The following is a 25,204-nucleotide window of genomic DNA, read 5'->3' on the forward strand; positions in this document are numbered from 1 at the left end:
TCTCCTCTCCGCCTCACGCCGCGTCGCGGCGGCGGTAGATCCATCCGGCGCCAAATGCCAAAAGCGTTGCTACCGAGAGCATCACGATCAGTGCGACGACCGGGTAGTCCATCGGGGCAGTGGTCTGCCCGACCGGTGACAAGTCGATCAGCCAGCTGGGCAGCCGTAGCAGGGCTCCGAGATAGAGCGCGGTGATCACGAATGTGACGGCCAACCAGCCGATCCAGGGGGCACGCAGCGCGACGGCGAGTGCGGCGATCGCGGCCATCACCGCGAGGGCGGGCACGTAGGCCAGCCCGGCGAGCGTCAACCGCACGATCGTGCCGGGCTCGCCGAGCGTGAGCCCGGCACCCAGCCCGTTGCCCAGCCCGGCGCAGAACATCAGGATGACCGACCCGATCACGGCGGACACTGCTGCGCCGAGCAGCCACTGCCAGCGCGACACCGCGCCGGCGAGCACGGCTTCCCCGAGACCGTTCTGCTCGTCGCTGTGCACCCGCAGGACGGCGCCCACCGCATACGCCGTGGCGGCGGCCGCGAGGAACTGCGTCATGGTGGTGTACACGCCGTCGTTTCCTTGCGCGGCGAACACCCGGGCGATCAGCTCGTTGTCAAGCGCCGCGTCCATGAGCGATTTCGTCATCGAGCCGAATGTGAGGCCACCAAGGAACAGGCCCACGCTCCAGCCGATCGTCTGACCCCGTTGCAGGGTCAGGTGCAGGCTCAGCGGCCCGGTGATCTGCGGCGCGTTCGGCCGCTCCCCGGTCGACGGGATGGTGCCGTCGTCGTATTGGCGACGCTTCTCCAGTACACCTGCCACGGCCATCAGTGCGATCGCCAACGCGACCAGCAGACCCAATGGCCACCAACGCAATTCGACGAATGCACGCATCTGCTGCGCCCAGGCGATCGGGGAGAACCAGCTCAGCGCACTGCCGGAGTTGTCGATGACATCGCCCACTCCGCGCACCAGCGCGGCTACGGCGAGCGTGGCCATCGCCGCACCGGTGGCGGTGCGGGCCTGCCGCCACAGTTGCGCGGTCACGGCGGCGACGGCACCGAACACCATGGCGACCGCGGTGACACCCAGGCACATGCCCGCGGTGTCGACAAGCCCGAATCCCGTCGACGCCATCGCGAGCGTCATCGTCAGTGCGAGAATCGCGTTCAGACCGCCGACCAGGATGAGTGCCGCCGTCGTCCGGGCATAGCGCCCGACGACCGAGGACAGCACGAGTTCGGCTGCGCCGCTTTCCTCCTCGGCCCGGGTATGGCGGATGACGGTGAGGATAGCCAGAATCGACGTGGCAACGATGAGCGTGAGCATCAACTCGTTGGCCATCATCACCCCCAAGTCGGTCTCCTTGGTGCCGAACATGGGGCCGCCCAGCATCATTCCGGCCGGGGTCTTGAGCAGGTTGACCCGTGCGAGGCGCTGCGGCTCCTCGGGGTAGGCGAGCCGTATCGCGTACGGCGCGTACACCATCATGAGCGTCAGCACCGCGATCCACACGGTCAGCCGCACCCGGTCGCGTCGAATCGCCAGCCGCAGCAGGTTTCCGACACCGGTGAACGGAGAGTTTCCGGTCGCCGTGCGGCGATGGGCGGCCGTGGCGGTGGCCGATGCGCTCACGGCGTCACCCCCTGGTACTCGCGCAGAAACATGTCCTCGAGCGAGGCGGGTGTGACGGTGAGGTCCTCGATGCCGAGATCGGTCAGGTGTTCCATGGTGAACTCGAGATCGCCGCGGTCCACCGAGAATTTCACCTGTCCGTCGTCGGCGCTGAAGTCGTGGACGTAGGGGACGTCGCGCAGCGCCCGGCCATCGGAACGCGTGCGGACGGTGACCGACGTGCGCATGAGGTGGCGCAGCTCTGCCAGCGTGCCCGAACGTACGGTGCGGCCCGCCCGGATGATCGTCACGTTGTCGCAGAGCTTTTCGACCTCGGCCAGGATGTGGCTGGACAGCAGCACTGCCGCGCCGCGTTCGGCCACCTCCGTCACGCACTGCTGAAAAGCTTTCTCCATCAACGGATCCAGCCCGGACGTCGGCTCGTCGAGGATGTAGAGCTCGGCGTTGCAGCTGAATGCCGCGACGATCGCGACCTTCTGCCGGTTGCCCTTCGAGTACGTCCGCGCCTTCTTGTGTGGATCGAGCTCGAAGCGGTCGATCAGCTGATCGCGCCTGCGCGTGTCGATGCCGTTGCCGCGCAGGCGGCACAGGAAGTCGATGGCCTGCTGCCCGGTGAGATTGGGCCACAACGTGACATCGCCCGGTACGTAAGCGATCCGGCGGTGCAGTGCGACCGCGTCATGCCAGGGGTCACCACCGAGCAGACGCACGGTGCCGCGTTCGGCTCGCAGAAGCCCCAGCAGGACGCGGATGGTCGTGGACTTGCCTGCGCCGTTGGGGCCGAGAAAGCCGGTGATGTGACCGTGCGACACGGTCAGGTTCAGGCCATCGAGTGCTTTGGTGCGGCCGAATGATTTTGACAGACCGCGGATCTCGACCGCTGCGGAGTCGTTAGTCATCGTTGTCCTCACGCTGGTTCCTTGTTGTCGACCGATTCGGCGGGGGCACTGAACGGGATGCCTTGTTCGCGCTGGGCAAGAAATGCGTCGTACATCGTCGAGTCGGTCAGCATGCCGTTGGTGTAGAGCTCGAGCGCGGGCAGCACCATGTCCTCGCCGTAATCGCGCAGCACCGCACGCAGGTCGGTCGGGTTGTCGTGCATCTGCAGGTACAGCAGGAACCCGCCGCCGTTCGTGATCGCGACGTACTTGGCCCGCGCCCGCGGATCACGGCTCGGCTTGAGCGTGCCTGCCCTGACCCCTTCTTCGAGATACTGCTCGGCGTTGTCGGCCATCCGGCGCCAAAAGGTCTTGGCGAGCTCGCTGCCGGACTGCATGCTGTGCACGAGGTAGGCCATCAACGGTGCGTACGACTCGATCTCCGACATCTGGGCCAGCCAGGTCGCCGGATCGGCCGTCTGCAGCGACTCCGACTTCGCCTCGCGGATCACCTCGGCCACGTAGTCGTCGCACGCCTTGCGCAGGCCGTCTTTGGAGCCGAAGTGGTGGATCACCAGGGCCGCACTGACGCCCGCGGCGTCGGCGATCGCCCGCAGGCCCACGCTGAAACCGTGTTGCCCGAATTGCTCGATCGCGGAATCGCGGATCCGGGCGATTCCCGTTCGATCTTCGACTGAACGCATGTTTAGTACGCTAAACGCGTGTTTAGTCAGGCGTCAAGGGTGTGGCCCGTCAGGAATTCGTAAAGATGTCGCGGGCCGCCCTTGCGCCGGAACGCAGTTCCGCGGAAAACGGCGAAGGATCAGTCGCGCACGGCGGCGAGCAGTCCGTCGCCGAGCGGAATCAGGACGGGGGTGAGACGTTCGTCCTCGGCGATCAAGCGGGCCGCCTCGCGAACGGCAGTGACCTCGGCGTCATGGGCCGACGCGTCGCCCGCGCGGCCGCCGAGTGCGGCGCGGTGTACCACGATCGCGCCGCCGGAGCGCAGCAGTCGCACACCCTCGGCCACGAATTGCGGTTGGTCGATCGGCTCGGCATCGATGAACACCAGGTCGTAGGACTCGTCGGCGAGCCGGGTGAGCACATCCTGCGCGCGCCCACTGATCAGCCGGGTGCGTCCCGGGCCGACACGGGCCTCGGTGAAGCCCTGCTTGGCGATGCGCTGGTGCTCGGGTTCGACGTCGATGGTGGTCAGGACGCCGTCGTCACGCATGCCCGACAGCAACCACAGCCCGCTCACGCCTGCCCCGGTTCCGACCTCCACGACGGCCCGGCCGCCGGTGATCCGGGCCAGAACGCTCAGCAACGCGCCGACCGCCGGGGTGACGGCCCCGGCGCCGATGTCGTCGGCGCGTTCCCTGGCCGCGGCCACGATCGCATCTTCCGAGATCGACCGTTCGGCGTGCGTGACGATCGCCTCGGCGCGGCCGGGTTCGGAGCTGACCATGCCCGCAGCGTAGGCCAGACGGGTGCCCCGACGTTGCGACACGCCCGCGCCCGGCGGCAGATGGCCGGCCGATAATCGCTGGTTTCCGCAGGTTGTACGCCGTATCCTCGGATTTCTCAGGGAAAGTTCAGTTTGCTCATATGCCAACCACACCGGCATCGGGAACGGTATCTCCCATGGAACACGGCGGCCGCCGGCGCACAGCGCGTGATCGGAATAACGAACTCGTCAGTCGTGTTGAGCAGAGTGAAATTTGTGAGCAGGAGGACCTCGCCACCATCGCATCTCAGCAGATCACCACAGCCCAGCCCGCCCCGGTGTCCATGGCACATCTGGAGCAGTTCACCGAAGGAGACTGGGTGGAGCCCTCTGATGAATTGACCGGCACCGCGGTGTTCGACGCCACCGGGGACAAGGCGACCATGCCGTCCTGGGACGAACTGGTCCGCCAGCATGCCGACCGCGTGTACCGGCTGGCCTACCGCTTGTCGGGCAATCAGCACGACGCCGAGGACCTGACTCAGGAGACGTTCATCCGGGTGTTCCGCTCGGTGCAGAACTACCAGCCCGGCACGTTCGAGGGCTGGTTGCACCGCATCACCACGAACCTGTTCCTGGACATGGTGCGGCGCCGCGGGCGCATCCGCATGGAAGCGCTGCCCGAGGACTACGACCGCGTGCCGGCCGACGACCCGAACCCCGAGCAGATCTATCACGACTCGCGCCTCGGCGCGGATCTGCAAGCCGCGCTCGACTCGCTCCCGCCGGAGTTCCGCGCGGCCGTGGTGTTGTGCGACATCGAGGGTCTGTCCTACGAGGAGATCGGCGCCACGCTCGGCGTCAAGCTGGGCACCGTGCGCAGCCGTATCCACCGTGGCAGGCAGGCGCTGCGCGACTACTTGGCCAAGCATTCCCCGGAAACGGCTCAGTCCGCCTGAGCGTTGGCGGGTGTCGAACACAGCGTCGCGCGCTACATTCAGGACAGGACGTTGTGAGTACCGAGAGGAGCTGGGTGATGGTCGACCCGGGACATGTGTTCCGTCGTGCTTTCTCCTGGCTACCGGCGCAGTTCGCGTCGCAGAGTGATGCCCCGGTAGGCGCGCCGCGCCAATTCGGCTCCACCGAGCACCTGTCGATCGAGGCCATCGCCGCGTTCGTCGACGGCGAGCTCCGCATGAGCGCGCATCTGCGTGCCGCTCACCACTTGTCCTTGTGCCCGGAATGCGCGGCTGAGGTCGACGCCCAGAGCCAGGCCAGGGCGGCGTTGCGGGACTCATGCCCGATCGCCATACCCAATTCTTTGCTGGGGATGTTGTCGCAGATACCGCACCACATTCCACAGCCGCCACCCGAGGTGCCGGACAACTCTCAGTTTGCTGAGGACCCGGCGCGGGGCCGGCGCAAGCGCCGGTAGGGTGAACCAATAGGCGATCAGTGACCGGCACCGGCCTACCTGGCTGGGGCGGGCGCTCCGATAGAGAGTGATACACCGGTGACCAACCAGGACCAGTCCGGCGATAGCGGCCGCCTGGCGCCGCGCCCTGTTGAGCGGCCACCCGTCGACGCCGCGTCGCAACGCACCTTCGGCCGTCCGTCCGGCGTAGACGGTTCATTCCTCGGTGCCGACAAGTATCAGGACCAGGGGGAGTACGCGCCCAAGGACCAGCCGCCGGATCCGGTGCTCGCGGAGGCCTTCGGGCGCCCCAAGGGCGCCGCCGATTCGTTGCAGCGTCATCCGACCGACGCGGGCGCACTCGAAGCCGAGCGGGCCGGTATCGACGACGACGTCGACGATCCGTGGCGCGATCCCGCAGCCTTGGTTGCGTTGGGCACACCGGCGCAGGCGCCGTCGGCCCCGGTGATCGTCTCGGCACCCGCGGGCAAGCTGGGGCTGCGCGAGGTCCTGTTCGGCGGGCGGGTGTCCTGGGTCGCCCTCGTCGTCCTGATCCTGACCGCCCTGCTCGTGTCGTTCGTGGGCGGCTGGGTGGGCCAGAAGACCGCGGGCACGGTCGAGGCGTTCACGACGTCGAAAGTCACGCTCGAGACCGGCGATCTGCCCGAGCCGGAGGCAGGCCGGATCGCCTCGGTGGCCGCCGCCGTGGCCGATTCGGTGGTCACCATCGAAGCCAAGAGCAACAACGAAGGCTCCCAGGGATCCGGTGTGGTGGTCGACGGCAACGGCTACATCGTCACCAACAACCACGTGATCTCCGAAGCTGCGGGCAAACCCGCCGACTACAAGATCACCGTCGTGTTCAACGACGGCAAGGAGGTGCCCGCCAACCTCGTCGGGCGCGATCCCAAGACCGATCTGGCGGTGCTCAAGGTCGACAACGTCGACAACCTCACCGTCGCGCGCATGGGCGACTCCGAGAAGCTTCGGGTCGGCGAGGAAGTCATCGCCGCGGGCGCCCCGCTCGGCCTGCGCAGCACCGTCACGCACGGCATCATCAGCGCGCTGCACCGGCCGGTGCCGCTGTCCGGTGACGGCTCGGACACCGACACCGTCATCGATGGTGTGCAGACCGACGCCTCGATCAACCACGGCAACTCCGGTGGCCCGCTGATCAACATGAACTCCGAGGTCATCGGGATCAACACGGCCGGAAAGTCGTTGTCCGACAGCGCAAGTGGTCTGGGCTTCGCCATCCCGGTCAACGAGGTGAAGCAGGTTGTCGAGACGTTGATCAAGGACGGCAAGATCGCCCACCCGACCCTGCAGCTCACCGCCAAGTCGGTCAGCAACAGCGTGGCCTCCGGCGCCCAGATCGCCAACGTGGTCGCGGGCGGTCCCGCGGACAAGGCCGGGATCCTGGAGAACGACGTCGTCGTGAAGGTCGGGGACCGCAAGGTCGCCGATGCCGACGAGTTCGTCGTGGCGGTCCGGCAGCTCAAGATCGGTCAGGAAGCGCCCATCGAGGTCGTCCGCGAAGGACGCCCGATGACGTTGATGGTGACGCCCATCGGCGACGACCAAAAAGCGCAGTAACACATGTTCGCCAATATCGGCTGGGGCGAGATGCTGCTCCTCGTGATCGCCGGGCTGGTGATCCTGGGGCCCGAGCGCCTACCCGGTGCGATTCGCTGGACCTCCGGCGCGCTGCGGCAAGCCCGCGATTACGTCACCGGGGCCACCAGCCAGTTGCGGCAGGACCTCGGCCCCGAATTCGACGATCTGCGTGAGCCGCTGGCCGAACTGCAGAAGCTGCGCGGTATGACACCGCGCGCTGCGCTCACGAAGCATCTCCTCGACGGCGACGACTCGATCTTGACCGGCAAGTTCGACGACAAGCCGGCTCAGCAGCCGCCTGCTACGCCGCCGCCCAACAACGACAAGGCGCCCGAGAAACCCGCGGGGACGGCGTTCGACACCGACGCGACGTAGGGTCAGCGCCCGGCGGGATCGAGGCCCAGCGACATACCGGCCAGCCCGCGCTTGCGCGCCGACAGCGAATCGGCGACCTTGCGCAACTCCTTGCCCGCAGGCGAGTCCGGCGCCGACAACACCAGCGGAACCCCGGCGTCGCCCGCGTCCACCAGCGCCTTGTCGATCGGAACCTGACCGAGCAACGGCACCTCGGCACCGACCGAGCGGGTGAGCGAATCGGCGACCAGCCGGCCGCCGCCCTCGCCGAACAGCTGCATGATCGTGCCGTCGGGCATCAAAAGCCCCGACATGTTCTCCACGACGCCCGCGATGCGCTGGCGGGTCTGCAGCGCGATCGCGCCGGCCCGCTCGGCTACCTCGGCGGCGGCCAGCTGCGGCGTCGTCACCACGAGGATCTCCGCACCGGGGATGAGCTGCGCCACCGAGATCGCGACGTCGCCGGTGCCCGGTGGCAGATCGAGCAGCAGCACATCCAGATCGCCCCAGTACACGTCGGCCAGGAATTGCTGCAGCGCCCGGTGCAGCATCGGGCCGCGCCACACCACGGGCGTGTTGCCCTGCGTGAACATCGCGATCGAGATGACCTTCACGTCATGCGCGGTGGGCGGGATGATCATCGAGTCGACCTGGGTGGGTCGATCGGTGGTGCCCATCATGCGGGGCACCGAGTGGCCGTAGATGTCGGCGTCCAGAACGCCAACGGTGAGGCCGCGAGCGGCCATCGCCGCCGCGAGGTTGACCGTGACGCTCGACTTACCGACGCCGCCCTTGCCGGAGGCCACCGCGTACACGCGGGTCAGCGAGTTGGGCTGGGCGAAGGGGATCACCGGCTCCCGCGAATCGCCGCGGAGCATCTTGCGCAGTTCGGCCCGCTGCTCGTCGTTCATCACGTCGAGAGTGACTTTGACCGCGCCGGTGCCTGGCACGTCGGTGACGGCGGCCGACACCAACTCGGCGATCTCGTTCTTCTTCGGGCAGGCCGCGGTGGTCAGGTAGATCTCGACGTGCACACCGTGATCGGGCTCGATCGAGATGTTCTTGACCATGCCGAGTTCGGTGATCGGCCGCCGCAGTTCGGGGTCGATCACCTTGGCCAGCGCGGAGCGGACCGCGGTTTGCAGCTCATTGGCAGATTCGGACATCACCGCCGAGTCTACGGCGGCTGACGGGCGTCGATTCGTCAGGCCGGGCCGGGCGCGGGGCCCGGAGCGGGTCCGAGCGCTGGGCCCGGTGCCGGCGCCATCGGCACGATGGGCGGCGCGGTGGGTGCCGGAGGCGCCGCGGGCGCAGGCGGTGCCGCCGGTGCGGCAGGCGGCGGTGGGGGGCCGGGCAACAGCGGCGCTGGGCCGGCCGGCGGCGGAGGAGCCTGTTCACCGAGGCAGAACACGACGCACGTCGGCTGCCGTGGCGGCTGCTCCCACGGCGGAATCCACCGCGGCGGCTCGGCAGGCGCCGGTGTCGGAGCGGCCTGCGCCGGCCCGGGCAACGGACCGAGGATCTGGCCCGGCGCGAACCCGGGAACGTTCGTCGACGGCACCCGGCTCGCGGTCTCGTTGTTGTTCAGCAACGGGATCAGCGCCAGCGGGTCGCCGGCGGGCAGGCCCAACGCACTTGTCGGCAGGCCGGGCCCCAGGCCTTCGGGATCGTCCAGATGCGAATCGCCGATCGGCGGGATCGAGCCCGTGATCGGGGGCAGGTCGACGGGTACGACGCCGGTGGCGTACGCGGCGGCCCAGCCCAGCACGTTGCGGGCATACGCGACGGAGTTGTTGTAACGCAGGATGGCCGTCATCACCTGGGATTGGTCGCGGAGGTTGAGCCCGCCGCTGCACAGGTAGCGGGCGGCGGCCAGTGACGCGTCGAAGACGTTCTGCACGTCGGCCTTGCCGTCGCCGTCACCGTCGGACGCGTACCGGGCCCAGGTGCCGGGCAGGAACTGCATCGGGCCCATGGCGCGCGCGTAGACCACCCGGCCCGCCTGCGCGCTCTGCACGATGATCTCGTTGCCCGGCAGGGTGCCGTCGAGCGCCGGTCCGTAGATGGGCCGGACCGCGGTGCCGCGTGCGTCGGTGGCGCCGCCGTTGGCATGCATGGATTCGATGCGGCCGATGCCGGCGAGCAGGTTCCAGCTGACACCGCAGCCGGGGTAGGCGGCGCCCATCATCCGCTCGGCGTTGCGGTAGGCGTTCAGCGCCATGCCCGGAATGCCAAGGGCGCCAGGGGTATTGACCACAAAGGCCGGCGGGGGAGCCGATGCCGTCGAGGCGGCGATACGGAACATCGTCGGCGCTTTCGCGGCCGCAACCACCGCGGGCCCCGTACGGTCGATCTGCGGTTCGACCGCGGCCAGCGGCGTGACCGAGGCATTCGTCGAGCCGGGATGCGGCGGCGCGGCGGCGCCGACCGCGCCGGCGAGGATGAGGGGTGTCAGCGCCGCGACGCCGACGACGCCCCGTGCGCTGGGAGCGGAGATGCGTGGCACCTGGCCGAGGCCGCCGAAGCGGGGCTCGGGAAGAAAACCGCCGAGCGGAGTGGCGGCAGGCGGGCGCATGAGCCGGCCCGCACGGCGTCGAGCAGCCAGGAAAGCCGCTCCTCCCCCTACGCGCACTTGACCGTCCTTAGCTCCACTCCGACCGCTATGTATCTCACAAACACGTTGTGAACCAAGTCACCATACCTAGTACAGGTTCCTTTGTTGCGACAATGGCCGACCCTGCCCTCAGCTACTGCGTTTCGACCGGCGCTCGGCGCTGTCGGGTTTGCCTGACTTGGGGCGTTCGCCGTCCACCGGCGGTTGCTGCAGTGCGCTGATCATGTCCCGCAGCTCGTCCAGCTCGCGGCGAAGGTAGTCGCGGGTCGCGACCTCGCCGACCGCCAGCCGAAGCGACGCCAGTTCGCGGGCCAGGAACTCGGTGTCTGCCTTGGTCTGCTCGGCCCGCCGCCGATCTTCTTCGAGTGCGACGCGGTCGCGGTTCTCCTGGCGGTTCTGGGCGAGCAGGATCAGCGGCGCCGCGTAGGCCGCCTGCGTGGAGAACGCCAGGTTCAGCAGGATGAACGGGTAGGGATCCCACTGCAGGCTGACCGCGAACAGGTTCAGGGCGATCCAGACGATCACCACGATGGTCTGGATCGCGAGGTAGCGCCCGGTGCCGAGGAACCGGGCGATGGATTCGCTGAACCGGCCGACCGCCTCGACGTCGAAGTGCAGCCCGAGGCCACGCGTCGCGCGCGGGGTGTCCAGCCGCTGGCGCGCTGAGGTTTCCGTCATGACCCGGTCACCGGCAGCTCGGGCTCGTCACGTTCGCGCCAGTCGTCGGGCAGCAGATGGTCGAGCACGTCGTCGACCGAGACGGCGCCCACCAGATGACTCTCGGCGTCCACGACCGGGCCGCACACCAGGTTGTACGCCGCGAAGTAGCGCGTCACCGCGGCGAGTGAGTCCTGCGGGCCCAACGTCGGCAGGTCGACGTCGACGATGCCGCTGACGAGCGTGGCCGGAGGTTCGCGTAGAAGCCGCTGCAGGTGAACGCAGCCCAGATAGTGGCCCGTCGGCGTCGCGGTCGGCGGGCGCGCGACGAACGCCAACGACGCCAGGGCAGGTGTCAGGTCGGGATCGCGTACCCGGGCCAGGGCCTCGGCGACCGTGGTGTCGGGCGCCAGGACCACCGGCTCGGAGGTCATCAGACCGCCCGCGGTATCGGGCGAGTGGCTCAGCAGGCGACGCACATCCTCGGAATCTTCGGGGTCCATCCGGCCCAGCAGCACCTCGGCGTCGGCCGGCGTCAGTGTTCCCAGCAGGTCGGCGGCGTCGTCGGGGTCCATCGCCTCGAGCACGTCGGCCGCGCGTTCGGTGTTCAGCTGTTGCAGCACCTCGGCCTGTTCGTCCTCGGGAAGCTCCTGCAGCACGTCGGCGAGCCGCTCGTCGTCGAACGCCCGGAACAACTCGTATCGGCGCTTGGCGGGCAGCTCGCGCAGTGCCTCGGCAACCTCGACCGGGCGTTGGCCTTCGAACTGCTCGAGCAGGGACGCCACGCCCTGGTCGGGCATCGCCAGACCCGAGGGCGTCAGGCCGTGCACGTTCTGCCAGTCGACGACGTGGATGTTGCTGCGCCGGCCCAGCCGACGTTGCGGGCGCACTGCGACGCGCGTGACCATCCAGTCCCTGGTCCGGGTCTGTTCGATACCCAGATCGACCACGACGACATCGATCCCGGTGAGCTCCGGCAGATCCGGGTCGACGACCTTGACCCGGGTCTCCAGCACCTGGCCCAGTACCAGCACCTCGCCGGGCCGTTGGGCGAACCGGCGTAGCGACACGCTGCCGGTCGCCAACGTCACCGAGCCCGGCTCGATCGCCGTCACCCGCAGGATCGGTACGAAAATCCTTCTCCTGGTGAGCAATTCGACAACCAGCCCGAGGACTCGCGGCTGTTGCCGAACGATGCTGATGCTGATCACCACATCGCGGACGCGGCCGATTGATTCACCGTCGGGGCCCAGCACCACCAGCCCCGCGAGCCGGGCTGCGTACACCCTGTTCACCGCCGCCATGAGTCAAAGGGTAGAGACTGTGGTCGTGGACAACACGTATCGGCCCCGCAGAACGTGCCTCTCCGTTCCCGGCAGCAGCGCCAAGATGATCGAGAAGGCGAAAACCCTGCCGGCAGACGAGGTGTTCCTCGACCTCGAAGATGCCGTCGCGCCAGACGCCAAGGCGCAGGCTCGCACCCAGGTGGCCGTCGCGCTGGCCGAGGACGGCTGGGCGGGTCAACTGCGCGGCGTGCGGGTCAACGACTGGACGACACCGTGGACCTACTCCGACGTGATCGAGGTCGTCTCGACTGCCGGTGCGGTGCTGGACCTGATCGTGCTGCCCAAGGTGACCGATGTCGCTCATGTCCACGCACTGGATCTGCTGTTGAGCCAACTGGAGACCACGCACGGACTTCCGGTCGGCCGGATCGGTATCGAAGCTCAGATCGAGAACGCGCAGGGGTTGACCAACGTCGACGCGATCGCCGCGGGCCCGCGCGTGCAGGCGCTCGTGCTCGGGCCTGCCGACATGATGGCCAGCCTCAACATGCGGACTCTCGTGGTCGGCGAGCAACCCGACGGCTACGACGTCGGAGACGCGCACCACCACGTGCTCATGCGCATTCTGATCGCCGCGCGTACCCACGGCATCAACGCCATCGACGGGCCCTATCTGAAGGTGCGCGACACCGACGCGTTCCGGCGCGTCGCCGGGCGGTCGGCGGCGCTGGGATACGACGGCAAATGGGTGCTGCATCCCGATCAGATCGAGGCGGGCAACGAGATCTTCAGCCCGCGCCAGGCCGACTACGACCACGCCGAGCTGATCCTCGACGCCTACGAATGGCACACCTCGCAGGCCGGAGGCGCGAGGGGTGCGGTGATGCTCGGCGACGAGATGATCGACGAGGCCAGCCGCAAGATGGCGCTCGTGATCGCGGGCAAGGGCCGGGCGGCCGGGATGTCGCGGCAGGCCGAGCCGTTCCGTCCGCCCAGCTGATCCGTATCAGGTGCTGCCGACAGCCGCCATGACGAGCAGGACCAGCACGTACAGCACCGTGCCCGCGGTGACGATCCCGCCGATGATGGTGCCGGCCAAGGCGAGTCCGTATCCGTCTTGACCGGTGCGGCGGGTTTCGCGCATGCCCATGAAACCCAGAATCAGCCCCACCACGGCGGGCAGGCAGCAGATCAGCCCGGCGACCGAGCAGGCCAGCGACGCGATGGCCATGCCGTTGGTTCCCATCGGCCGGGGCTGGCCGTACGGGTCATACGGGTCGGTCTGGTAGCCGTAGCCCGGATATCCGGGATTCGGGGGATAGTTCGGCGGCGGGAAACCGGCACCTGGCTGCGGATAACCCGGCGGCGTCGGCGGCGGGAACGCCGGCGGCGGCAACCCGGCACCGGCCGGATAGTCCAGCGGGGCAAGCGGATCCGGCGTCGGCGGCGCGCCGTAGGGCGGCGGCCCGGCGGGCGGCTGTGGCGCCCAGCCCGGGGGCGGTGGGGGATAGTCGGCCGGGTAATTCACCGGCGGGTACGCCGGCCCCGCCTCGTACAACGGTTGCGTTTCGCCACCCTGCGGCCGATCCTGAGACTGCTCGATGGGAGGTGCTTCGTAACCGCTCGACGACGGCTCCGACGGCCCGGTGCCGGGCTCGGATGGTGACGTTTCGCCCGCGTTACCGCCCGGGTTTGTCATGCTGTTCAACCTAGCGCACGGACGGTGGGCCGCAGGTCACGTCATGGTGGCACCAATTCCCGGGACGGATCGTTGCTGTAGGTAGAGAAGTCGCGCAGAACCGGCGGCACAGAGGAGAGTGAAGATCGATGACGAGCCCATTCCAGCCCGGACAGGCGCCGGGCAATGCGTCCGGCAGTCCGATGCGAGGGGCGTTGCCGACGCCGCCGAAGGGGTGGCCGATCGGCTCGTACCCCACGTACGCCGAAGCCCAGCGGGCGGTCGACTACCTGTCCGATCAACAGTTCCCGGTACAGCAGGTGACGATCGTCGGGGTGGACCTGATGCAGGTCGAGCGGGTCACCGGAAAGCTGAGCTGGCCGAAGGTGCTGGGCGGCGGGGTGCTGTCGGGCGCCTGGTTGGGCCTGTTCATCGGCCTGATCCTCGGCTTTTTCAGCCCCAGTCCGTGGAGTGCGCTGCTCACCGGCCTGATCGCCGGCGTGTTCTTCGGTCTGATCACCTCGGCGATCCCGTACGCGATGGCTCGCGGCACAAGAGATTTCAGTTCGACCATGCAGCTCGTCGCCGGCCGCTATGACGTGCTGTGCGATCCGCAGAGCGCAGAACAGGGCCGGGATCTGCTGGCGCGCTTGACGATCTGATCCGCGCGCGAGGCCCGCGCGGGACGTGCTGGCAAAGCTGCGCAGGTCACGATTGCGACGCGCAGTGCCGAAAGTGTTGCATATCACGCGTATCTGGCTCTACGGTTTGCGCGCGGGAGGTTGCCCGCCCGGAGTCGCTTCGACGGCGACATCGGAACTGGACGGGAGGCGGAGCGGTGCACGCTCGGCGGCTGTGTGCTGCGGCAGTGGCCGCGCTGACGACAGCATCGGTGGTTTCGGCCTGCGGCTCGCAGACCGGTGGCACCGTCATCAACTACTACACGCCGGCCAATGAGTCGGCCACCTTCACCGCTGTCGCCAAGCGCTGCAACGAGCAGCTCGGCGGGCGGTTCCGGATCGAGCAGCGCAACCTGCCCAAGGGCGCCGACGACCAACGGTTGCAGCTCGCTCGCCGGCTCACCGGCAACGACAAGTCGCTCGACGTGATGGCGCTCGACGTGGTGTGGACGGCAGAGTTCGCCGAAGCCGGCTGGGCCCTGCCGTTGTCCGACGACCCCGCGGGCCTGGCCGAGGCCGACGCCATGGAGAACACGTTGCCCGGGCCGCTGGAGACGGCCCGCTGGCAGGACAAGCTGTATGCCGCCCCGATCACCACGAACACCCAATTGCTTTGGTACCGCGCCGATCTCATGCCAGAACCGCCGAGCACCTGGGACGACATGGTGGCCACGGCGACCCGGCTGCACGCCGCGGGGGAGCCGAGCTGGATCGCCGTCCAGGGCAAGCAGTACGAGGGTCTGGTGGTGTGGTTCAACACGCTGCTGGAAAGCGCGGGCGGGCAGGTGCTCTCCGACGACGGGCAGCGGGTGACCCTCACCGACACCGAGGAGCATCGCGCCGCGACGGTCAAGGCGCTGCAGATCATCAAGTCGGTGGCGACCGCACCGGGAGCCGACCCGTCGGTGACCCAGACCGACGAGACCACCGCCCGGCTGGCTCTCGAGCAGGGCAAGGCCGCGCTGGAGGTCAACTGGCCCTACGTGCTGCCATCGCTTCTGGAAAACGCGGTCAAGGGCGGCGTGTCGTTCCTGCCCCTCAACGAGGATCCCGCGCTTGAGGGCAGCATCAACGATGTGGGCACGTTCGCGCCGAGTGACGAGCAGTTCCGGGTCGCGTTCGAGGCGAGCAAGAAGGTGTTCGGATTCGCCCGGTATCCGGGTGTGCAGCCGGGCCAGCCGGCCAGGGTCACGCTCGGCGGCCTGAACCTGGCGGTGGCCAAGACCAGCCAGCACAAGGCCGAGGCGTTCGAGGCGATACGGTGCCTGCGCAATGTCGAAAACCAGCGCTACACCTCGATCGAGGGCGGTCTGCCCGCGGTGCGCGAATCGCTCTACGACGACCCGGCCTTCCAGATGAAGTACCCGCAGTACGACATCATCCGCCAGCAACTCACCGACGCGGCCGTACGGCCCGCGACGCCGGTGTACCAGGCGGTGTCGACCCGGATGTCGGCGACACTCGCGCCCATCTCCGACATCGATCCGGAGAAGACCGCCGACGAACTGGCCGACGCGGTGCAGAAGGCGATCGACGGGAAGGGCCTGATCCCGTGACCACAACGGAGAACCGCAGATCCGAGCGCAGGCTCGCGTTCGCCCTCATCGCCCCCGCGGTCCTTCTCATGCTCGCGGTGACCGCCTACCCGATCGGGTATGCCGTGTGGCTGAGCCTGCAGCGTTACAACCTTGCCGAACCCGACGACACCGCATTCGTCGGGTTCGCCAACTATCAGACCGTGCTCACCGACCGGTACTGGTGGACCGCGTTCGCCGTCACGCTCGCGATCACCGTCATCTCGGTCGCCATCGAGTTCGTCCTCGGTATGGCGCTGGCGTTGGTCATGCACCGCACGATCTTCGGCAAGGGTGTGGTGCGCACCGCGGTGCTGATCCCGTACGGCATCGTGACCGTCGCGGCGTCCTACAGCTGGTACTACGCCTGGACGCCGGGCACCGGGTACCTCGCCAACCTGCTGCCCGAGGGCAGTGCGCCGCTGACCGAACAACTGCCGTCACTGGCGATCGTGATCCTGGCCGAGGTGTGGAAGACCACGCCGTTCATGGCGCTGCTGTTGCTGGCCGGGCTCGCGCTGGTGCCGCAAGACCTGCTCAACGCGGCCCAGGTCGATGGCGCGGGCGCGTGGAAGCGTCTGGTCAAAGTCATTCTGCCGCTGATCAAACCGGCCATCCTCGTCGCGCTGCTGTTCCGGACCCTCGATGCGTTCCGGATCTTCGACAACATCTACGTGCTGACCGGCGGTGCCAACAACACCGGTTCGGTGTCGATCCTGGGCTACGACAACCTGTTCAAGGCGTTCAATGTCGGCCTCGGCTCGGCGATCAGTGTGTTGATCTTCTTGTCGGTGGCCGTCATCGCGTTCATCTACATCAAGATCTTCGGGGCCGCCGCGCCGGGAGCCGAGCAGGAGGGCCGCTGAAATGTCCGGTGCAACGAGCGCCCGGCGCGTCACGTGGTGGACGATCGTCAACATTCTCGTGGTCGTCTACGCGCTGGTTCCGGTGTTGTGGATCCTGAGCCTGTCGCTCAAGCCGACGTCAAGTGTCAAGGACGGCAAGCTCATTCCGGCCGAGTTCACGCTCGACAACTACCGCGCCATCTTCCAAGGCGACGCGTTCAGTTCGGCGTTGATCAACTCGATCGGCATCGGTCTGATCACCACGTTCATCGCGGTCGTCATCGGCGGTATGGCCGCCTACGCCGTCGCGCGGCTCGATTTCCCCGGCAAGCAGCTGCTGATCGGCATCGCACTGCTGATCGCGATGTTCCCGCACATCTCGCTGGTGACACCGATATTCAACATCGAACGCGCCCTCGGCCTGTTCGACACGTGGGCCGGCCTCATCATCCCCTACATCACGTTCGCGCTTCCGCTGGCGATCTACACGCTGTCGGCGTTCTTCCGGGAAATCCCTTGGGATTTGGAGAAGGCCGCGAAGATGGACGGGGCCACCCCGGCGCAGGCGTTCCGCAAGGTGATCGCGCCGCTGGCCGCCCCGGGCATCGTCACCGCGGCGATTCTGGTGTTCATCTTCGCGTGGAACGACCTGCTGCTCGCGTTGTCGCTGACCGCTACGCAGCGCGCGATCACCGCGCCGGTGGCGATCGCGAACTTCACGGGCAGTTCGCAATTCGAGGAGCCGACCGGTTCGATCGCGGCCGGCGCTATGGTCATCACCATCCCGATCATCATCTTTGTTCTGATCTTCCAGCGACGGATCGTCGCTGGCCTGACATCCGGTGCGGTAAAGGGGTAGGCGATGGCCGAAATCGTGTTGGACAGGGTGACCAAGAGTTACCCCGACGGCGCAGGCGGTGTCAGGGCGGCCGTCAAAGAATTCTCGATGACGATCGCCGACGGGGAGTTCATCATCCTCGTCGGCCCGTCCGGCTGCGGAAAATCCACGACGCTGAACATGATTGCGGGACTCGAAGACATCACGTCGGGGGAGTTGCGCATCGGCGGTGAGCTCGTCAACGACAAGGCGCCCAAGGACCGTGACATCGCCATGGTCTTCCAGTCGTATGCGCTCTACCCGCACATGACCGTGCGCCAGAACATCGCGTTCCCGCTAACGCTGGCCAAGCTGAAGAAGGACGAGATCGCGGCCAAGGTCGAGGAGACGGCCAAGATCCTCGATCTGACCGAACTGCTCGACCGCAAGCCGGCCCAGCTGTCCGGCGGGCAGCGCCAACGTGTGGCGATGGGCCGCGCAATCGTACGCAGCCCCAAGGCATTCCTGATGGACGAGCCGCTGTCGAACCTCGATGCGAAGCTGCGGGTGCAGATGCGTGCCGAGATCGCCAGGCTGCAGAGCCGGCTCGGCACCACGACCGTCTACGTCACGCACGACCAGACCGAGGCGATGACGCTCGGCGATCGGGTCGTCGTGCTGCTGGCCGGTGAGGTGCAGCAGATCGGCACGCCGGACGAGCTGTACAGCAACCCGGCCAACCTGTTCGTCGCCGGTTTCATCGGATCCCCGGCGATGAACTTCTTCCCGGCGACGTTCACCGATGTGGGGGTGCGGTTGCCGTTCGGCGAGGTCACCCTCACACAGCAGGTGCACGATCTGTTGGCGCGCCATCCCAAGCCCGACAACATCATCGTGGGTATCCGGCCCGAGCATCTCGAGGACTCGTCGCTGCTCGACGGGTATGCGCGGATCCGGGCGCTGACCTTCACGGTGCGGGCCGACATCGTGGAATCCCTCGGCGCCGACAAGTACGTGCACTTCACCACCGAGGGTGCGGGCGCGCAGGCCGCGCAGCTGGCCGAGCTGGCCGCGGATTCGGGTGTCGGCGTCAACGAGTTCGTCGCGCGGGTGTCGTCGGAATCGCGCGTGACCACGGGCCAGCAGATCGAGTTGGCGTTCGACACCTCCAAATTGGTGATCTTCGACGCCGATACCGGGCTGAACCTCACGGCGGCCGCCGAGGCGGCCGATGCCGCCGAACCGGCCGAAACGACCGAGGAAGCCGCACCGGAGGCGCCCGCCGAGCCGGCCGGCGAAACCGAGCCGGCCGACAAGCCGGAGGAACCGACGAAAGAGTGATCGACGTCCTGGCTGCCGTTCGGGCCCGGCTGGACGCGCATTTCACCGCGGCGGGAATCACCGCCGAGCCCGTCAGCGCCAGCATCACCTTCCTCGGCAGCGAACGCATCGACGTTCTGCGGTACGGCCCCGACCTGCGCAGCGACTTCGCCGAGGTGTATCACTATGTGACACTTGGCTGTTCGCGTCACCCGATGTTCGACCCGACCGAGCTGGTGTCCGATCCCATCCACGGCCCGCGGGCCGAGGTCGTGGTGTCGCTGCGAGGAGCCACCCCGACCGGGCTGGCCAAGTCGCTCGCGGTGCTGGCCGCGGCACCGGCCGTCGAGGGTCTGATACTCGACGCCGACGCGCTCGTCGACCTCGAGACCCCGTTGTTCGAATCGGCGCCGTTCACCGCATTCTTGTTGGGCGACAGCGATATCGACGACATCGCGCTGCCCGAGCCGCTGTCGCCGGTGCGGGTGCTCTCGGCCACTCCGATAACCCCCACCGAGGCCGCGTGGGTGCGGCTGAAGGGTGCCGACGCGATGCGCGAGGCATGGCAGGCCGACGGCGTGGACGTGCAGGACCCCACCCGAAGAGCCGCCAGTCCCAGCTGAACGCTAGAGCCAGTTGTTGTGCCGGAACGTGCGGTACAGCAAGAAGCACACCGTGGCCATCACGAGCAGGACCATGGGATAGCCCCAGGTCCAATGCAATTCGGGCATGTTGTCGAAGTTCATGCCGTAGATGCCTGCCATCGCGGTCGGCACGGCGGCGATCGCGACCCACGCCGAGATCTTGCGCATGTCGACGTTCTGCTGCATCGCGACCTTGCCGAGCGCGGCCTGCACGAGCGAACTGAGCATCTCGTCGTAGCTCGTGATGCGCTCGGACGCCTGCACGTTGTGGTCGTGGACATCTCGCATATAGCGGCGCACCTCGACCGAGATGAGATCGTTGTGGTCGGTGAGGAGCCGGGCCAACGCCAGCGTCAACGGGCCGACGGAGCGACGCATCTCGACGACTTCGCGCTTGAGCAGGTAGATGCACTCGATGTTGGTCTGCGTGCGCGGCGAGAAGATGTCCTCTTCCATCGCGTCGATGTCGGTTTCCATCAGGTCGGTGACATCGAGGTAGCTGTCCACCACGTGGTCGGCGATCGCGTGCATCACCGCGAACGGCCCGAGCTTGAGGATTGCCGGTGACGCGTCGAGGCGTTTGCGCACCCCCGCCAAGCCGCCGTGTTCGCCGTGGCGGACCGTGACCACGAAGTCCGGTCCGACGAAGATCATGATCTCGCCGGTCTCGACGATCTCACGAGCGTTCGACACCGATTCGTGCTCGACGTAGTTGACGGTCTTGAGCACGAGGAACAGCGTCTTGTCGTAGCGCTCCAGTTTCGGCCGCTGATGCGCGTGCACGGCGTCTTCCACGGCGAGTTCGTGCAGGCCGAACACGTCGGCAACCGACTGCATCTGGAACTCGTCGGGCTCGTGCAGACCGATCCAGACGAAGGCTTTCTTGTCGGCAGCCTGCAGTTCACGCACCTTCTCGACCGCACCGGCGTGTGTGAACTTGCCGGGCAGGCGTTGCCCCTCGCTGTACACACCGCAGTCGACCATCGCCCGCGCGACCGGGACGTGGATGTTCGTGGCGTCCGCCGGGGAGGTCCGGTCGCGCGCACCCGGGCGCAGCAACGACGGTGGCAGTGCACGGAATGACGGCATCTGAGCCTCCCTTCACTGCGGTGGAACCGGTAGCTCGGTACCTGCAAAATGCTACGCGGTCCGCACGGCGCGCACCGTGGCAAATCCGGCCGGTTGACATTCTTTCCGACTGAGTCTTCAATGATCGCGGCACTGACTCCGATGTGCCGTCGAGCCGACACAGGAAGCGAGGTGAGCGGCATATGCCCGGCGACAGTACCGGCGCACAGTTCGAAGCTGCCCTCGTGGATGGGCTCTCGTCAACCCTGCGCTGACACCGGTCTTACCTGATCCGAACCTGTCTGACATCAGTGGCGTCGACCGCTGATCGACGGGTGAGTTGTGTCGCCACAACAATTTTCGCGCGTCCGTTCATGGGTTCCTTGTGGGCTCCTGGCTGGGCGCTTGCTGGCGTGCGCCTGTAGTCCCATGGCGCACAGACTGATTGGAGAACCGAAAGTGATCACCCTGTTTCCGTCCCGTGACCGTCGGCGGCGTCGTACGCCGAACCTCGAGCGGCAGGTCATCTGGTTCACGGTGGGCTTGTATCTGCTGATCTGTGCCGGGCTGTTGGCGCTGCACTATGGCCATCCGCAGCACGAGGTCGGATCGTCCTCGGTGTCTCCGGCTCACCAGTCCTACGGGCAGTAAACCGCACCGACAACACGCCCTGGAGGGAACCATGACGACTTTTCGTACTGCCGACCGCTCAGATGTGTTGGGCCGGCACTGGATTGCGCTTTCGGCCGCCGACAGCTCGAAGGCCGCCGAGTTGCGCGAACAGATCGGGGTCGACTTCTCGGTCGCCGCGGCGAAGGGCCGCGTCTGGGAGACCGACAACTTCATCTACCTGCCGGTCGTGGTGAATTTCAAGCGCCGCGAGAAGATCGAGCGTGAGGCGATCATGTTCGCCCTCGGCTCCGAGTACGTGGTCACGTTGCAGCCAGGCGAGCATTTCGCTCCCTTCGACAAGGCGATCGCCAAGATGCGGCGCCAGCCCGAGCTGGCCGAGTCCGCTTACGGGGTGATGTATGCGTTGCTGTGGGCGCTCAACGAAGCGTCCGAGCGGGTGATCGAGTACGCGAGCGATGCCCTCGAGGCGATGAACGACGAAATCGAAATGGCCACGGAAGGCTATGACGCCAAGGGGCGGGAGATCGGCGTCGGCGACATGCGCGGCGTCCTGTCACGCATGAACGAGGCCGAGGAGATCGTTTCGCGCACCCAGGAATCCCAGCTGTTGCTGGCTCGCGCGGCCCGGCACCTGATGGCCGAAACGCCGAAGGAGGCAACGAGCCTCGACGCGCTGATCGGCATTCTGTTGGCCGACATCGACGGGGTTAAGGAACATGCCGGATTCGAACACGACAAGGTCCGCTACCTCCAGCAGTCGGTCATGACGTGGCTCGACGTCAAGCAGAACCAGATCGTGAAGGTGTTCACCATCATCACGGCGGTTTTCTTGCCTCCCACGTTGATCGCGACGTTCTACGGGATGAACTTCACCTGGATGCCGGAACTGGAGTGGCAGCACGGTTTCCTGGTCACGACGCTGTTCACCTTGGTGGCGGCGGTGATCCCGCTCGCCTACATCAAGCAGAAGGGCTGGCTGCGCTGATTTGCCGAGGTCATGTCACGGGCGTAAAGCACCGCTCACCAACGGGGAACCCGCCCCTGTGAGATCTGGCCTTGAAGTACCCTGACGCCGTGTCGGAATCCACAGTCGCTTCCTCGCGTGAGCGCGAGTCAGAGGTGCGCACCCCGCAAGTAGTCGTCGAAGACGCCGAGATCTTCGCTGCTCACGAAGGCGGAAAACTCTCGGTCGAATTGAAGTCGCCGCTGGATACCCAGCGGGCATTGTCGATCGCCTACACACCCGGGGTCGCCCAGGTGAGCCGGGCCATCGCCACCGACCACACCCTGGCCGCCAAGTACACGTGGGCCAACCGCCTGGTGGCGGTGGTCAGTGACGGCAGCGCGGTGCTCGGCCTCGGCGACATCGGCGCGGCCGCGTCGCTGCCCGTCATGGAGGGCAAGAGCGCGCTGTTCAAGACGTTCGGCGGGCTGGACTCGATCCCGATCGTGCTCGACACCAAGGATCCCGACGAGATCGTCGAGACCCTCGTCCGGCTGCGGCCGACATTCGGTGCGGTGAACCTCGAGGACATCTCGGCACCGCGCTGCTTCGAGATCGAGCGCCGCGTCATCGAGGCGCTGGACTGCCCGGTCATGCATGACGACCAGCACGGCACCGCGATCGTCGTGCTCGCCGCGCTGCTCGGCGCCACCAAGGTGCTCAAGCGCGACATGCACGAGTTGCGGGTCGTGGTCTCTGGGGCCGGCGCGGCCGGCGTGGCGTGCACCAACATCCTCCTGGCCAAGGGCATCACCGACATCACGGTCTTGGATTCGCAGGGCATCGTGTCGACGGGCCGCGACGGCCTCAATCCGTTCAAGGCCGAGTTGGCGGGGCGGACCAATCCGCGCGGGCTGACCGGAGGCATGGCCGAGGCGCTCAAGGATGCCGACGTCTTCCTCGGGGTGTCGGCCGGTCTGGTGCCCGAGGAGCTCATCGCGACGATGGCGCCCAACTGCATCGTGTTCGCGCTGTCGAATCCGGATCCCGAGATCCACCCGGATGCGGCCCGCAAGTACGCGTCCGTCGTCGCGACCGGTCGCAGCGACTTCCCGAACCAGATCAACAATGTGCTGGCGTTCCCCGGGGTGTTCCGCGGTGCGCTCGACGCGGGTGCCCGCCGCATCACCGAGAAGATGAAAGTGGCCGCGGCCGAGGCGATCTTCTCGGTCGTCGGCGACGACCTGGCCGTCGATCACATCGTGCCGAGCGCGCTCGATCCCCGCGTCGGTCCGGCTGTCGCCGCCGCGGTCGCGGCGGCATCCGAATCCTGAGTCGGCGCATGCGCCGCACCCTGGCGTTGGCGCTGTTGGCGCTACTGATCTCGGGTTGCGGTGCAAATCCGGCCCCGGCCGCGATGGCGGTCGGGGCGGCCCCCGGCCCGGAGTCCGCCGTCATCGGCCATCTCTATGCGGCCGCACTTCGGTATTACGGAACCCCCGCCCAGGTCATCGACACCGACAAGGCGATGGGTGCCCTGGATTCCGGTTCGGTCACGGTGCTGCCCGGGTTCACCGGCCGGTTCCTGACGGCGTTGGATCCCGCGGCCACCGCGCGGGCCGACGAACAGGTGTACCGCGATCTGGTGTCGGCGCTGCCGGAAGGCATCGCGGCCGGTGACTACACCATGTCGGCACAGGACAAGCCCGCCGTCGTCGTGACCGAGGCGACCGCAGCGCAGTGGGACGGCACAGACCTCGCGGCGTTGCGGCGCAACTGTGCGGCGGTTCGCCCCGGCTCGGTCGCCGGTGCGCGGGTGCCCGCCTCCGTAGGCTCGTGCGAGCTGCCCAAGACGCGGGAATTCCCCGACGACGAGAGCCTGTTCGCCGCGCTGCGCGCCGGGAAGATCAACGCGGCCTGGTCGACCACGGCCGACCCGGCCATCCCCTCCGAGCTCGTGGTGCTCGCCGACGAGACCGCACTCATCCGGGCCGAGAACCTGGTGCCGCTCTACCGCCGCAACGAGCTCGACGAGCGCCAGATCCTGGCGCTCAACGAGATCGCCGGCGTGCTCGACACCGGATCCCTGGCCGACATGCGCCGCCAAGTCGCCGAGGGCGCCGACCCCGGCGCGGTCGCCGACGCGTTCCTACAGGCCAACCCGCTCGGCCACTGAGTCCCCTTGCACCGCGAGCGACCGTGTCTGTACGCCGACACGCCGCAAAACGTGTACGTCAGCGGTCGCTCGTCAGGCTTGAGGGACCCTGCGCGCTCCTAGCGCGGCATCGTCTTGCCGACGACGGACTGGAACAGCCGCTGGTAGCCCGATCCGGTGATCCGCACGATGACGTCGAGGACCTTGGCGTCCGGGCCCACGAGCACGCGTGCCTTGTTCTTGCGCACGCCGTCGAGAATGATCGTCGCGGCCCGCTGCGGGCTCGTATTGGCGAGTTTTTTGTCGAAGGTCTCTGCCAGTTCCTTGGGGTCGAGCCCCTCGGCGGCGGTGGCGTTGCGCGCGATCGCGGTCTTGATGCCGCCGGGATGCACGCAGGTCACCTTGACCGGGTGCTTGGCCAGTGCCATCTCCTGGCGCAGCGCTTCGGTGAAGCCGCGCACGGCGAACTTGGCCGAGTTGTAGGCGGCCTGACCGGGGACCGAGAAGATCCCGAACAGGCTGGAGACGTTGATGACATGGCCGTCGCCGGAGGCGATGAGATGCGGCAGGAACGCTTTCGTGCCGTTGACGACACCCCAGAAGTCGACGTCCATGACGCGCTCGATGTCCTTGAACTGACTGACCTCGACGTCGCCGGTGAACGCGATACCCGCGTTGTTGTAGATCTGGTTGACCTTGCCGAAGTGTTCCTTGACGGCGTCGGCGTAGAGCAGGAACGCCTCCCGCTCGGTGACATCGAGCCGGTCGGCCTTCACCGGGGCGCCGATCGCCTTGAGGCGCTCCTCGGTTGCCGCGAGCCCCTCGGTGTCGACGTCGCTGATGGCCACCTTCGCACCTGACCGGCCCAGCTCGATGGCCAGTGCCTGACCGATACCCGATCCAGCACCGGTGACGACGGCGACCTTTCCGGCGAAGCCCTCCATACC

26 protein-coding genes are annotated in these 25,204 nt (G+C 67.4%); 15 read left to right on the forward strand and 11 right to left on the reverse strand.

Annotated features, from left to right (window positions below; translation table 11 throughout):
* Positions 1-13: 13 nt before the first annotated feature.
* From AWC31_RS20345 to AWC31_RS20360, 4 genes are all read right to left on the reverse strand, one after another.
* Complete coding sequence (locus AWC31_RS20345; RefSeq protein ID WP_067850829.1) at positions 14-1,633, reverse strand: ABC transporter permease; 1,620 nt, start codon at positions 1,631-1,633, stop codon at positions 14-16.
* Positions 1,630-2,532 (reverse strand): ABC transporter ATP-binding protein, encoded by a 903-nt coding sequence (locus tag AWC31_RS20350; protein WP_085145832.1) that lies wholly within the window; start codon positions 2,530-2,532, stop codon positions 1,630-1,632. The genes AWC31_RS20345 and AWC31_RS20350 overlap by 4 nt, the downstream gene beginning before the upstream one ends.
* An 8-nt stretch (positions 2,533-2,540) precedes the next feature.
* Complete coding sequence (locus AWC31_RS20355) at positions 2,541-3,215, reverse strand: TetR/AcrR family transcriptional regulator (protein WP_085145833.1); 675 nt, start codon at positions 3,213-3,215, stop codon at positions 2,541-2,543.
* A 119-nt stretch (positions 3,216-3,334) separates the two neighbouring features.
* A complete protein-coding gene (locus tag AWC31_RS20360) occupies positions 3,335-3,979 on the reverse strand; it encodes an O-methyltransferase (protein WP_085145834.1) in 645 nt (214 codons plus the stop codon).
* A gap of 176 nt (positions 3,980-4,155) precedes the next feature.
* Here AWC31_RS20360 and sigE point away from each other — a divergent pair, with 176 nt between their 5' ends.
* The 4 genes from sigE (at position 4,156) to tatB (ending at position 7,364) form a co-directional block, all read left to right on the forward strand.
* Complete coding sequence (gene sigE / locus AWC31_RS20365) at positions 4,156-4,917, forward strand: RNA polymerase sigma factor SigE (RefSeq protein WP_085145835.1); 762 nt, start codon at positions 4,156-4,158, stop codon at positions 4,915-4,917.
* Between the two features lie 77 nt (positions 4,918-4,994).
* Positions 4,995-5,393, forward strand: a complete 399-nt coding sequence (rseA, locus tag AWC31_RS20370; protein WP_085145958.1) for an anti-sigma E factor RseA — start codon at positions 4,995-4,997, stop codon at positions 5,391-5,393.
* Positions 5,394-5,471: 78 nt separating this feature from the next.
* Positions 5,472-6,968 carry a serine protease HtrA gene (gene htrA / locus AWC31_RS20375; RefSeq protein WP_085145836.1) on the forward strand — a complete coding sequence of 499 codons (1,497 nt, stop codon included), beginning with the start codon at positions 5,472-5,474 and terminating at the stop codon, positions 6,966-6,968.
* Between the two features lie 3 nt (positions 6,969-6,971).
* Positions 6,972-7,364: a Sec-independent protein translocase protein TatB gene (gene tatB, locus AWC31_RS20380; protein ID WP_085145837.1), complete on the forward strand. Its 393-nt coding sequence runs from the start codon at positions 6,972-6,974 to the stop codon at positions 7,362-7,364.
* A gap of 2 nt (positions 7,365-7,366) precedes the next feature.
* Here the strand turns inward: tatB and AWC31_RS20385 are convergent, their stop codons facing one another.
* The 4 genes from AWC31_RS20385 to AWC31_RS20400 all read right to left on the reverse strand — a co-directional run bounded on the left by AWC31_RS20385 (position 7,367) and on the right by AWC31_RS20400 (position 11,918).
* Positions 7,367-8,509 carry an Mrp/NBP35 family ATP-binding protein gene (locus tag AWC31_RS20385; RefSeq protein WP_085145838.1) on the reverse strand — a complete coding sequence of 381 codons (1,143 nt, stop codon included), beginning with the start codon at positions 8,507-8,509 and terminating at the stop codon, positions 7,367-7,369.
* A 38-nt stretch (positions 8,510-8,547) separates the two neighbouring features.
* Positions 8,548-9,975, reverse strand: a complete 1,428-nt coding sequence (locus tag AWC31_RS20390) for a lytic transglycosylase domain-containing protein (RefSeq protein ID WP_234816929.1) — start codon at positions 9,973-9,975, stop codon at positions 8,548-8,550.
* Positions 9,976-10,086: 111 nt separating this feature from the next.
* A complete protein-coding gene (locus AWC31_RS20395; RefSeq protein WP_085145840.1) occupies positions 10,087-10,635 on the reverse strand; it encodes a DUF1003 domain-containing protein in 549 nt (182 codons plus the stop codon).
* Positions 10,632-11,918, reverse strand: a complete 1,287-nt coding sequence (locus tag AWC31_RS20400; RefSeq protein WP_085145841.1) for a magnesium transporter MgtE N-terminal domain-containing protein — start codon at positions 11,916-11,918, stop codon at positions 10,632-10,634. The genes AWC31_RS20395 and AWC31_RS20400 overlap by 4 nt, the downstream gene beginning before the upstream one ends.
* 25 nt (positions 11,919-11,943) lie before the next feature.
* Here AWC31_RS20400 and AWC31_RS20405 point away from each other — a divergent pair, with 25 nt between their 5' ends.
* Entirely contained in the window at positions 11,944-12,900 is a 957-nt protein-coding gene (locus tag AWC31_RS20405) for an HpcH/HpaI aldolase/citrate lyase family protein (RefSeq protein WP_085145959.1), read from the forward strand.
* Between the two features lie 6 nt (positions 12,901-12,906).
* Here the strand turns inward: AWC31_RS20405 and AWC31_RS20410 are convergent, their stop codons facing one another.
* Positions 12,907-13,599 (reverse strand): DUF4190 domain-containing protein, encoded by a 693-nt coding sequence (locus AWC31_RS20410; protein ID WP_085145842.1) that lies wholly within the window; start codon positions 13,597-13,599, stop codon positions 12,907-12,909.
* A gap of 128 nt (positions 13,600-13,727) precedes the next feature.
* Here AWC31_RS20410 and AWC31_RS20415 point away from each other — a divergent pair, with 128 nt between their 5' ends.
* The 6 genes from AWC31_RS20415 to AWC31_RS20440 all read left to right on the forward strand — a co-directional run bounded on the left by AWC31_RS20415 (position 13,728) and on the right by AWC31_RS20440 (position 19,437).
* Positions 13,728-14,240, forward strand: a complete 513-nt coding sequence (locus AWC31_RS20415) for a YflT domain-containing protein (RefSeq protein WP_085145843.1) — start codon at positions 13,728-13,730, stop codon at positions 14,238-14,240.
* A gap of 176 nt (positions 14,241-14,416) precedes the next feature.
* Positions 14,417-15,814 carry an ABC transporter substrate-binding protein gene (locus AWC31_RS20420; RefSeq protein WP_085145844.1) on the forward strand — a complete coding sequence of 466 codons (1,398 nt, stop codon included), beginning with the start codon at positions 14,417-14,419 and terminating at the stop codon, positions 15,812-15,814.
* Positions 15,811-16,698, forward strand: coding sequence for a carbohydrate ABC transporter permease (locus AWC31_RS20425; protein ID WP_067850854.1), 888 nt, complete (start codon positions 15,811-15,813; stop codon positions 16,696-16,698). The genes AWC31_RS20420 and AWC31_RS20425 overlap by 4 nt, the downstream gene beginning before the upstream one ends.
* A gap of 1 nt (position 16,699) precedes the next feature.
* Positions 16,700-17,536 (forward strand): carbohydrate ABC transporter permease, encoded by an 837-nt coding sequence (locus tag AWC31_RS20430; RefSeq protein ID WP_085145845.1) that lies wholly within the window; start codon positions 16,700-16,702, stop codon positions 17,534-17,536.
* A 3-nt stretch (positions 17,537-17,539) separates the two neighbouring features.
* Positions 17,540-18,835: an ABC transporter ATP-binding protein gene (locus tag AWC31_RS20435; protein WP_085145846.1), complete on the forward strand. Its 1,296-nt coding sequence runs from the start codon at positions 17,540-17,542 to the stop codon at positions 18,833-18,835.
* Positions 18,832-19,437 carry a suppressor of fused domain protein gene (locus AWC31_RS20440; RefSeq protein ID WP_085145847.1) on the forward strand — a complete coding sequence of 202 codons (606 nt, stop codon included), beginning with the start codon at positions 18,832-18,834 and terminating at the stop codon, positions 19,435-19,437. Before AWC31_RS20435 ends, AWC31_RS20440 begins: the two co-directional genes overlap by 4 nt.
* 3 nt (positions 19,438-19,440) lie before the next feature.
* On the opposite strand, the gene corA is transcribed toward AWC31_RS20440, so the two are convergent.
* Entirely contained in the window at positions 19,441-20,547 is a 1,107-nt protein-coding gene (gene corA / locus AWC31_RS20445) for a magnesium/cobalt transporter CorA (protein WP_067850862.1), read from the reverse strand.
* A gap of 438 nt (positions 20,548-20,985) precedes the next feature.
* On the opposite strand from corA, the gene AWC31_RS37190 reads away from it, so the two are divergent.
* From AWC31_RS37190 to AWC31_RS20460, 4 genes are all read left to right on the forward strand, one after another.
* On the forward strand, positions 20,986-21,177 hold the full coding sequence (locus AWC31_RS37190; RefSeq protein WP_133060194.1) for a hypothetical protein: 192 nt from the start codon (positions 20,986-20,988) through the stop codon (positions 21,175-21,177).
* 31 nt (positions 21,178-21,208) lie between these two features.
* On the forward strand, positions 21,209-22,144 hold the full coding sequence (locus AWC31_RS20450) for a magnesium transporter CorA family protein (protein WP_157894391.1): 936 nt from the start codon (positions 21,209-21,211) through the stop codon (positions 22,142-22,144).
* A gap of 89 nt (positions 22,145-22,233) precedes the next feature.
* Complete coding sequence (locus AWC31_RS20455; protein ID WP_067850868.1) at positions 22,234-23,436, forward strand: NAD(P)-dependent malic enzyme; 1,203 nt, start codon at positions 22,234-22,236, stop codon at positions 23,434-23,436.
* Positions 23,437-23,444: 8 nt separating this feature from the next.
* Complete coding sequence (locus AWC31_RS20460; RefSeq protein WP_085145849.1) at positions 23,445-24,278, forward strand: glycine betaine ABC transporter substrate-binding protein; 834 nt, start codon at positions 23,445-23,447, stop codon at positions 24,276-24,278.
* A gap of 98 nt (positions 24,279-24,376) precedes the next feature.
* Here AWC31_RS20460 and AWC31_RS20465 read toward each other — a convergent pair whose 3' ends face one another.
* Entirely contained in the window at positions 24,377-25,201 is an 825-nt protein-coding gene (locus AWC31_RS20465) for an SDR family NAD(P)-dependent oxidoreductase (protein WP_085145850.1), read from the reverse strand.
* Between the last annotated feature and the right edge of the window lie 3 nt (positions 25,202-25,204).

Origin of the sequence: Mycolicibacterium wolinskyi (assembly GCF_002101965.1) — a bacterium.
In the GTDB taxonomy this organism is placed as follows: Bacteria; Actinomycetota; Actinomycetes; order Mycobacteriales; family Mycobacteriaceae; genus Mycobacterium; species Mycobacterium wolinskyi.

Excerpts from the sequence above, each read along its gene's own strand:
- AWC31_RS20350 (WP_085145832.1), bottom strand. The coding sequence starts at position 2,532 with ATGACTAACGACTCCGCAGCGGTCGAGATCCGCGGTCTGTCAAAATCA.
- AWC31_RS20355 (WP_085145833.1), bottom strand. The coding sequence starts at position 3,215 with ATGCGTTCAGTCGAAGATCGAACGGGAATCGCCCGGATCCGCGATTCC.
- AWC31_RS20360 (WP_085145834.1), bottom strand. The coding sequence starts at position 3,979 with ATGGTCAGCTCCGAACCCGGCCGCGCCGAGGCGATCGTCACGCACGCC.
- sigE (WP_085145835.1), top strand. The coding sequence starts at position 4,156 with ATGGAACACGGCGGCCGCCGGCGCACAGCGCGTGATCGGAATAACGAA.
- rseA (WP_085145958.1), top strand. The coding sequence starts at position 4,995 with ATGGTCGACCCGGGACATGTGTTCCGTCGTGCTTTCTCCTGGCTACCG.
- tatB (WP_085145837.1), top strand. The coding sequence starts at position 6,972 with ATGTTCGCCAATATCGGCTGGGGCGAGATGCTGCTCCTCGTGATCGCC.
- AWC31_RS20385 (WP_085145838.1), bottom strand. The coding sequence starts at position 8,509 with ATGTCCGAATCTGCCAATGAGCTGCAAACCGCGGTCCGCTCCGCGCTG.
- AWC31_RS20395 (WP_085145840.1), bottom strand. The coding sequence starts at position 10,635 with ATGACGGAAACCTCAGCGCGCCAGCGGCTGGACACCCCGCGCGCGACG.
- AWC31_RS20400 (WP_085145841.1), bottom strand. The coding sequence starts at position 11,918 with ATGGCGGCGGTGAACAGGGTGTACGCAGCCCGGCTCGCGGGGCTGGTG.
- AWC31_RS20410 (WP_085145842.1), bottom strand. The coding sequence starts at position 13,599 with ATGACAAACCCGGGCGGTAACGCGGGCGAAACGTCACCATCCGAGCCC.
- AWC31_RS20415 (WP_085145843.1), top strand. The coding sequence starts at position 13,728 with ATGACGAGCCCATTCCAGCCCGGACAGGCGCCGGGCAATGCGTCCGGC.
- AWC31_RS20430 (WP_085145845.1), top strand. The coding sequence starts at position 16,700 with ATGTCCGGTGCAACGAGCGCCCGGCGCGTCACGTGGTGGACGATCGTC.
- AWC31_RS20435 (WP_085145846.1), top strand. The coding sequence starts at position 17,540 with ATGGCCGAAATCGTGTTGGACAGGGTGACCAAGAGTTACCCCGACGGC.
- corA (WP_067850862.1), bottom strand. The coding sequence starts at position 20,547 with ATGCCGTCATTCCGTGCACTGCCACCGTCGTTGCTGCGCCCGGGTGCG.
- AWC31_RS20450 (WP_157894391.1), top strand. The coding sequence starts at position 21,209 with ATGACGACTTTTCGTACTGCCGACCGCTCAGATGTGTTGGGCCGGCAC.
- AWC31_RS20460 (WP_085145849.1), top strand. The coding sequence starts at position 23,445 with ATGCGCCGCACCCTGGCGTTGGCGCTGTTGGCGCTACTGATCTCGGGT.
- AWC31_RS20465 (WP_085145850.1), bottom strand. The coding sequence starts at position 25,201 with ATGGAGGGCTTCGCCGGAAAGGTCGCCGTCGTCACCGGTGCTGGATCG.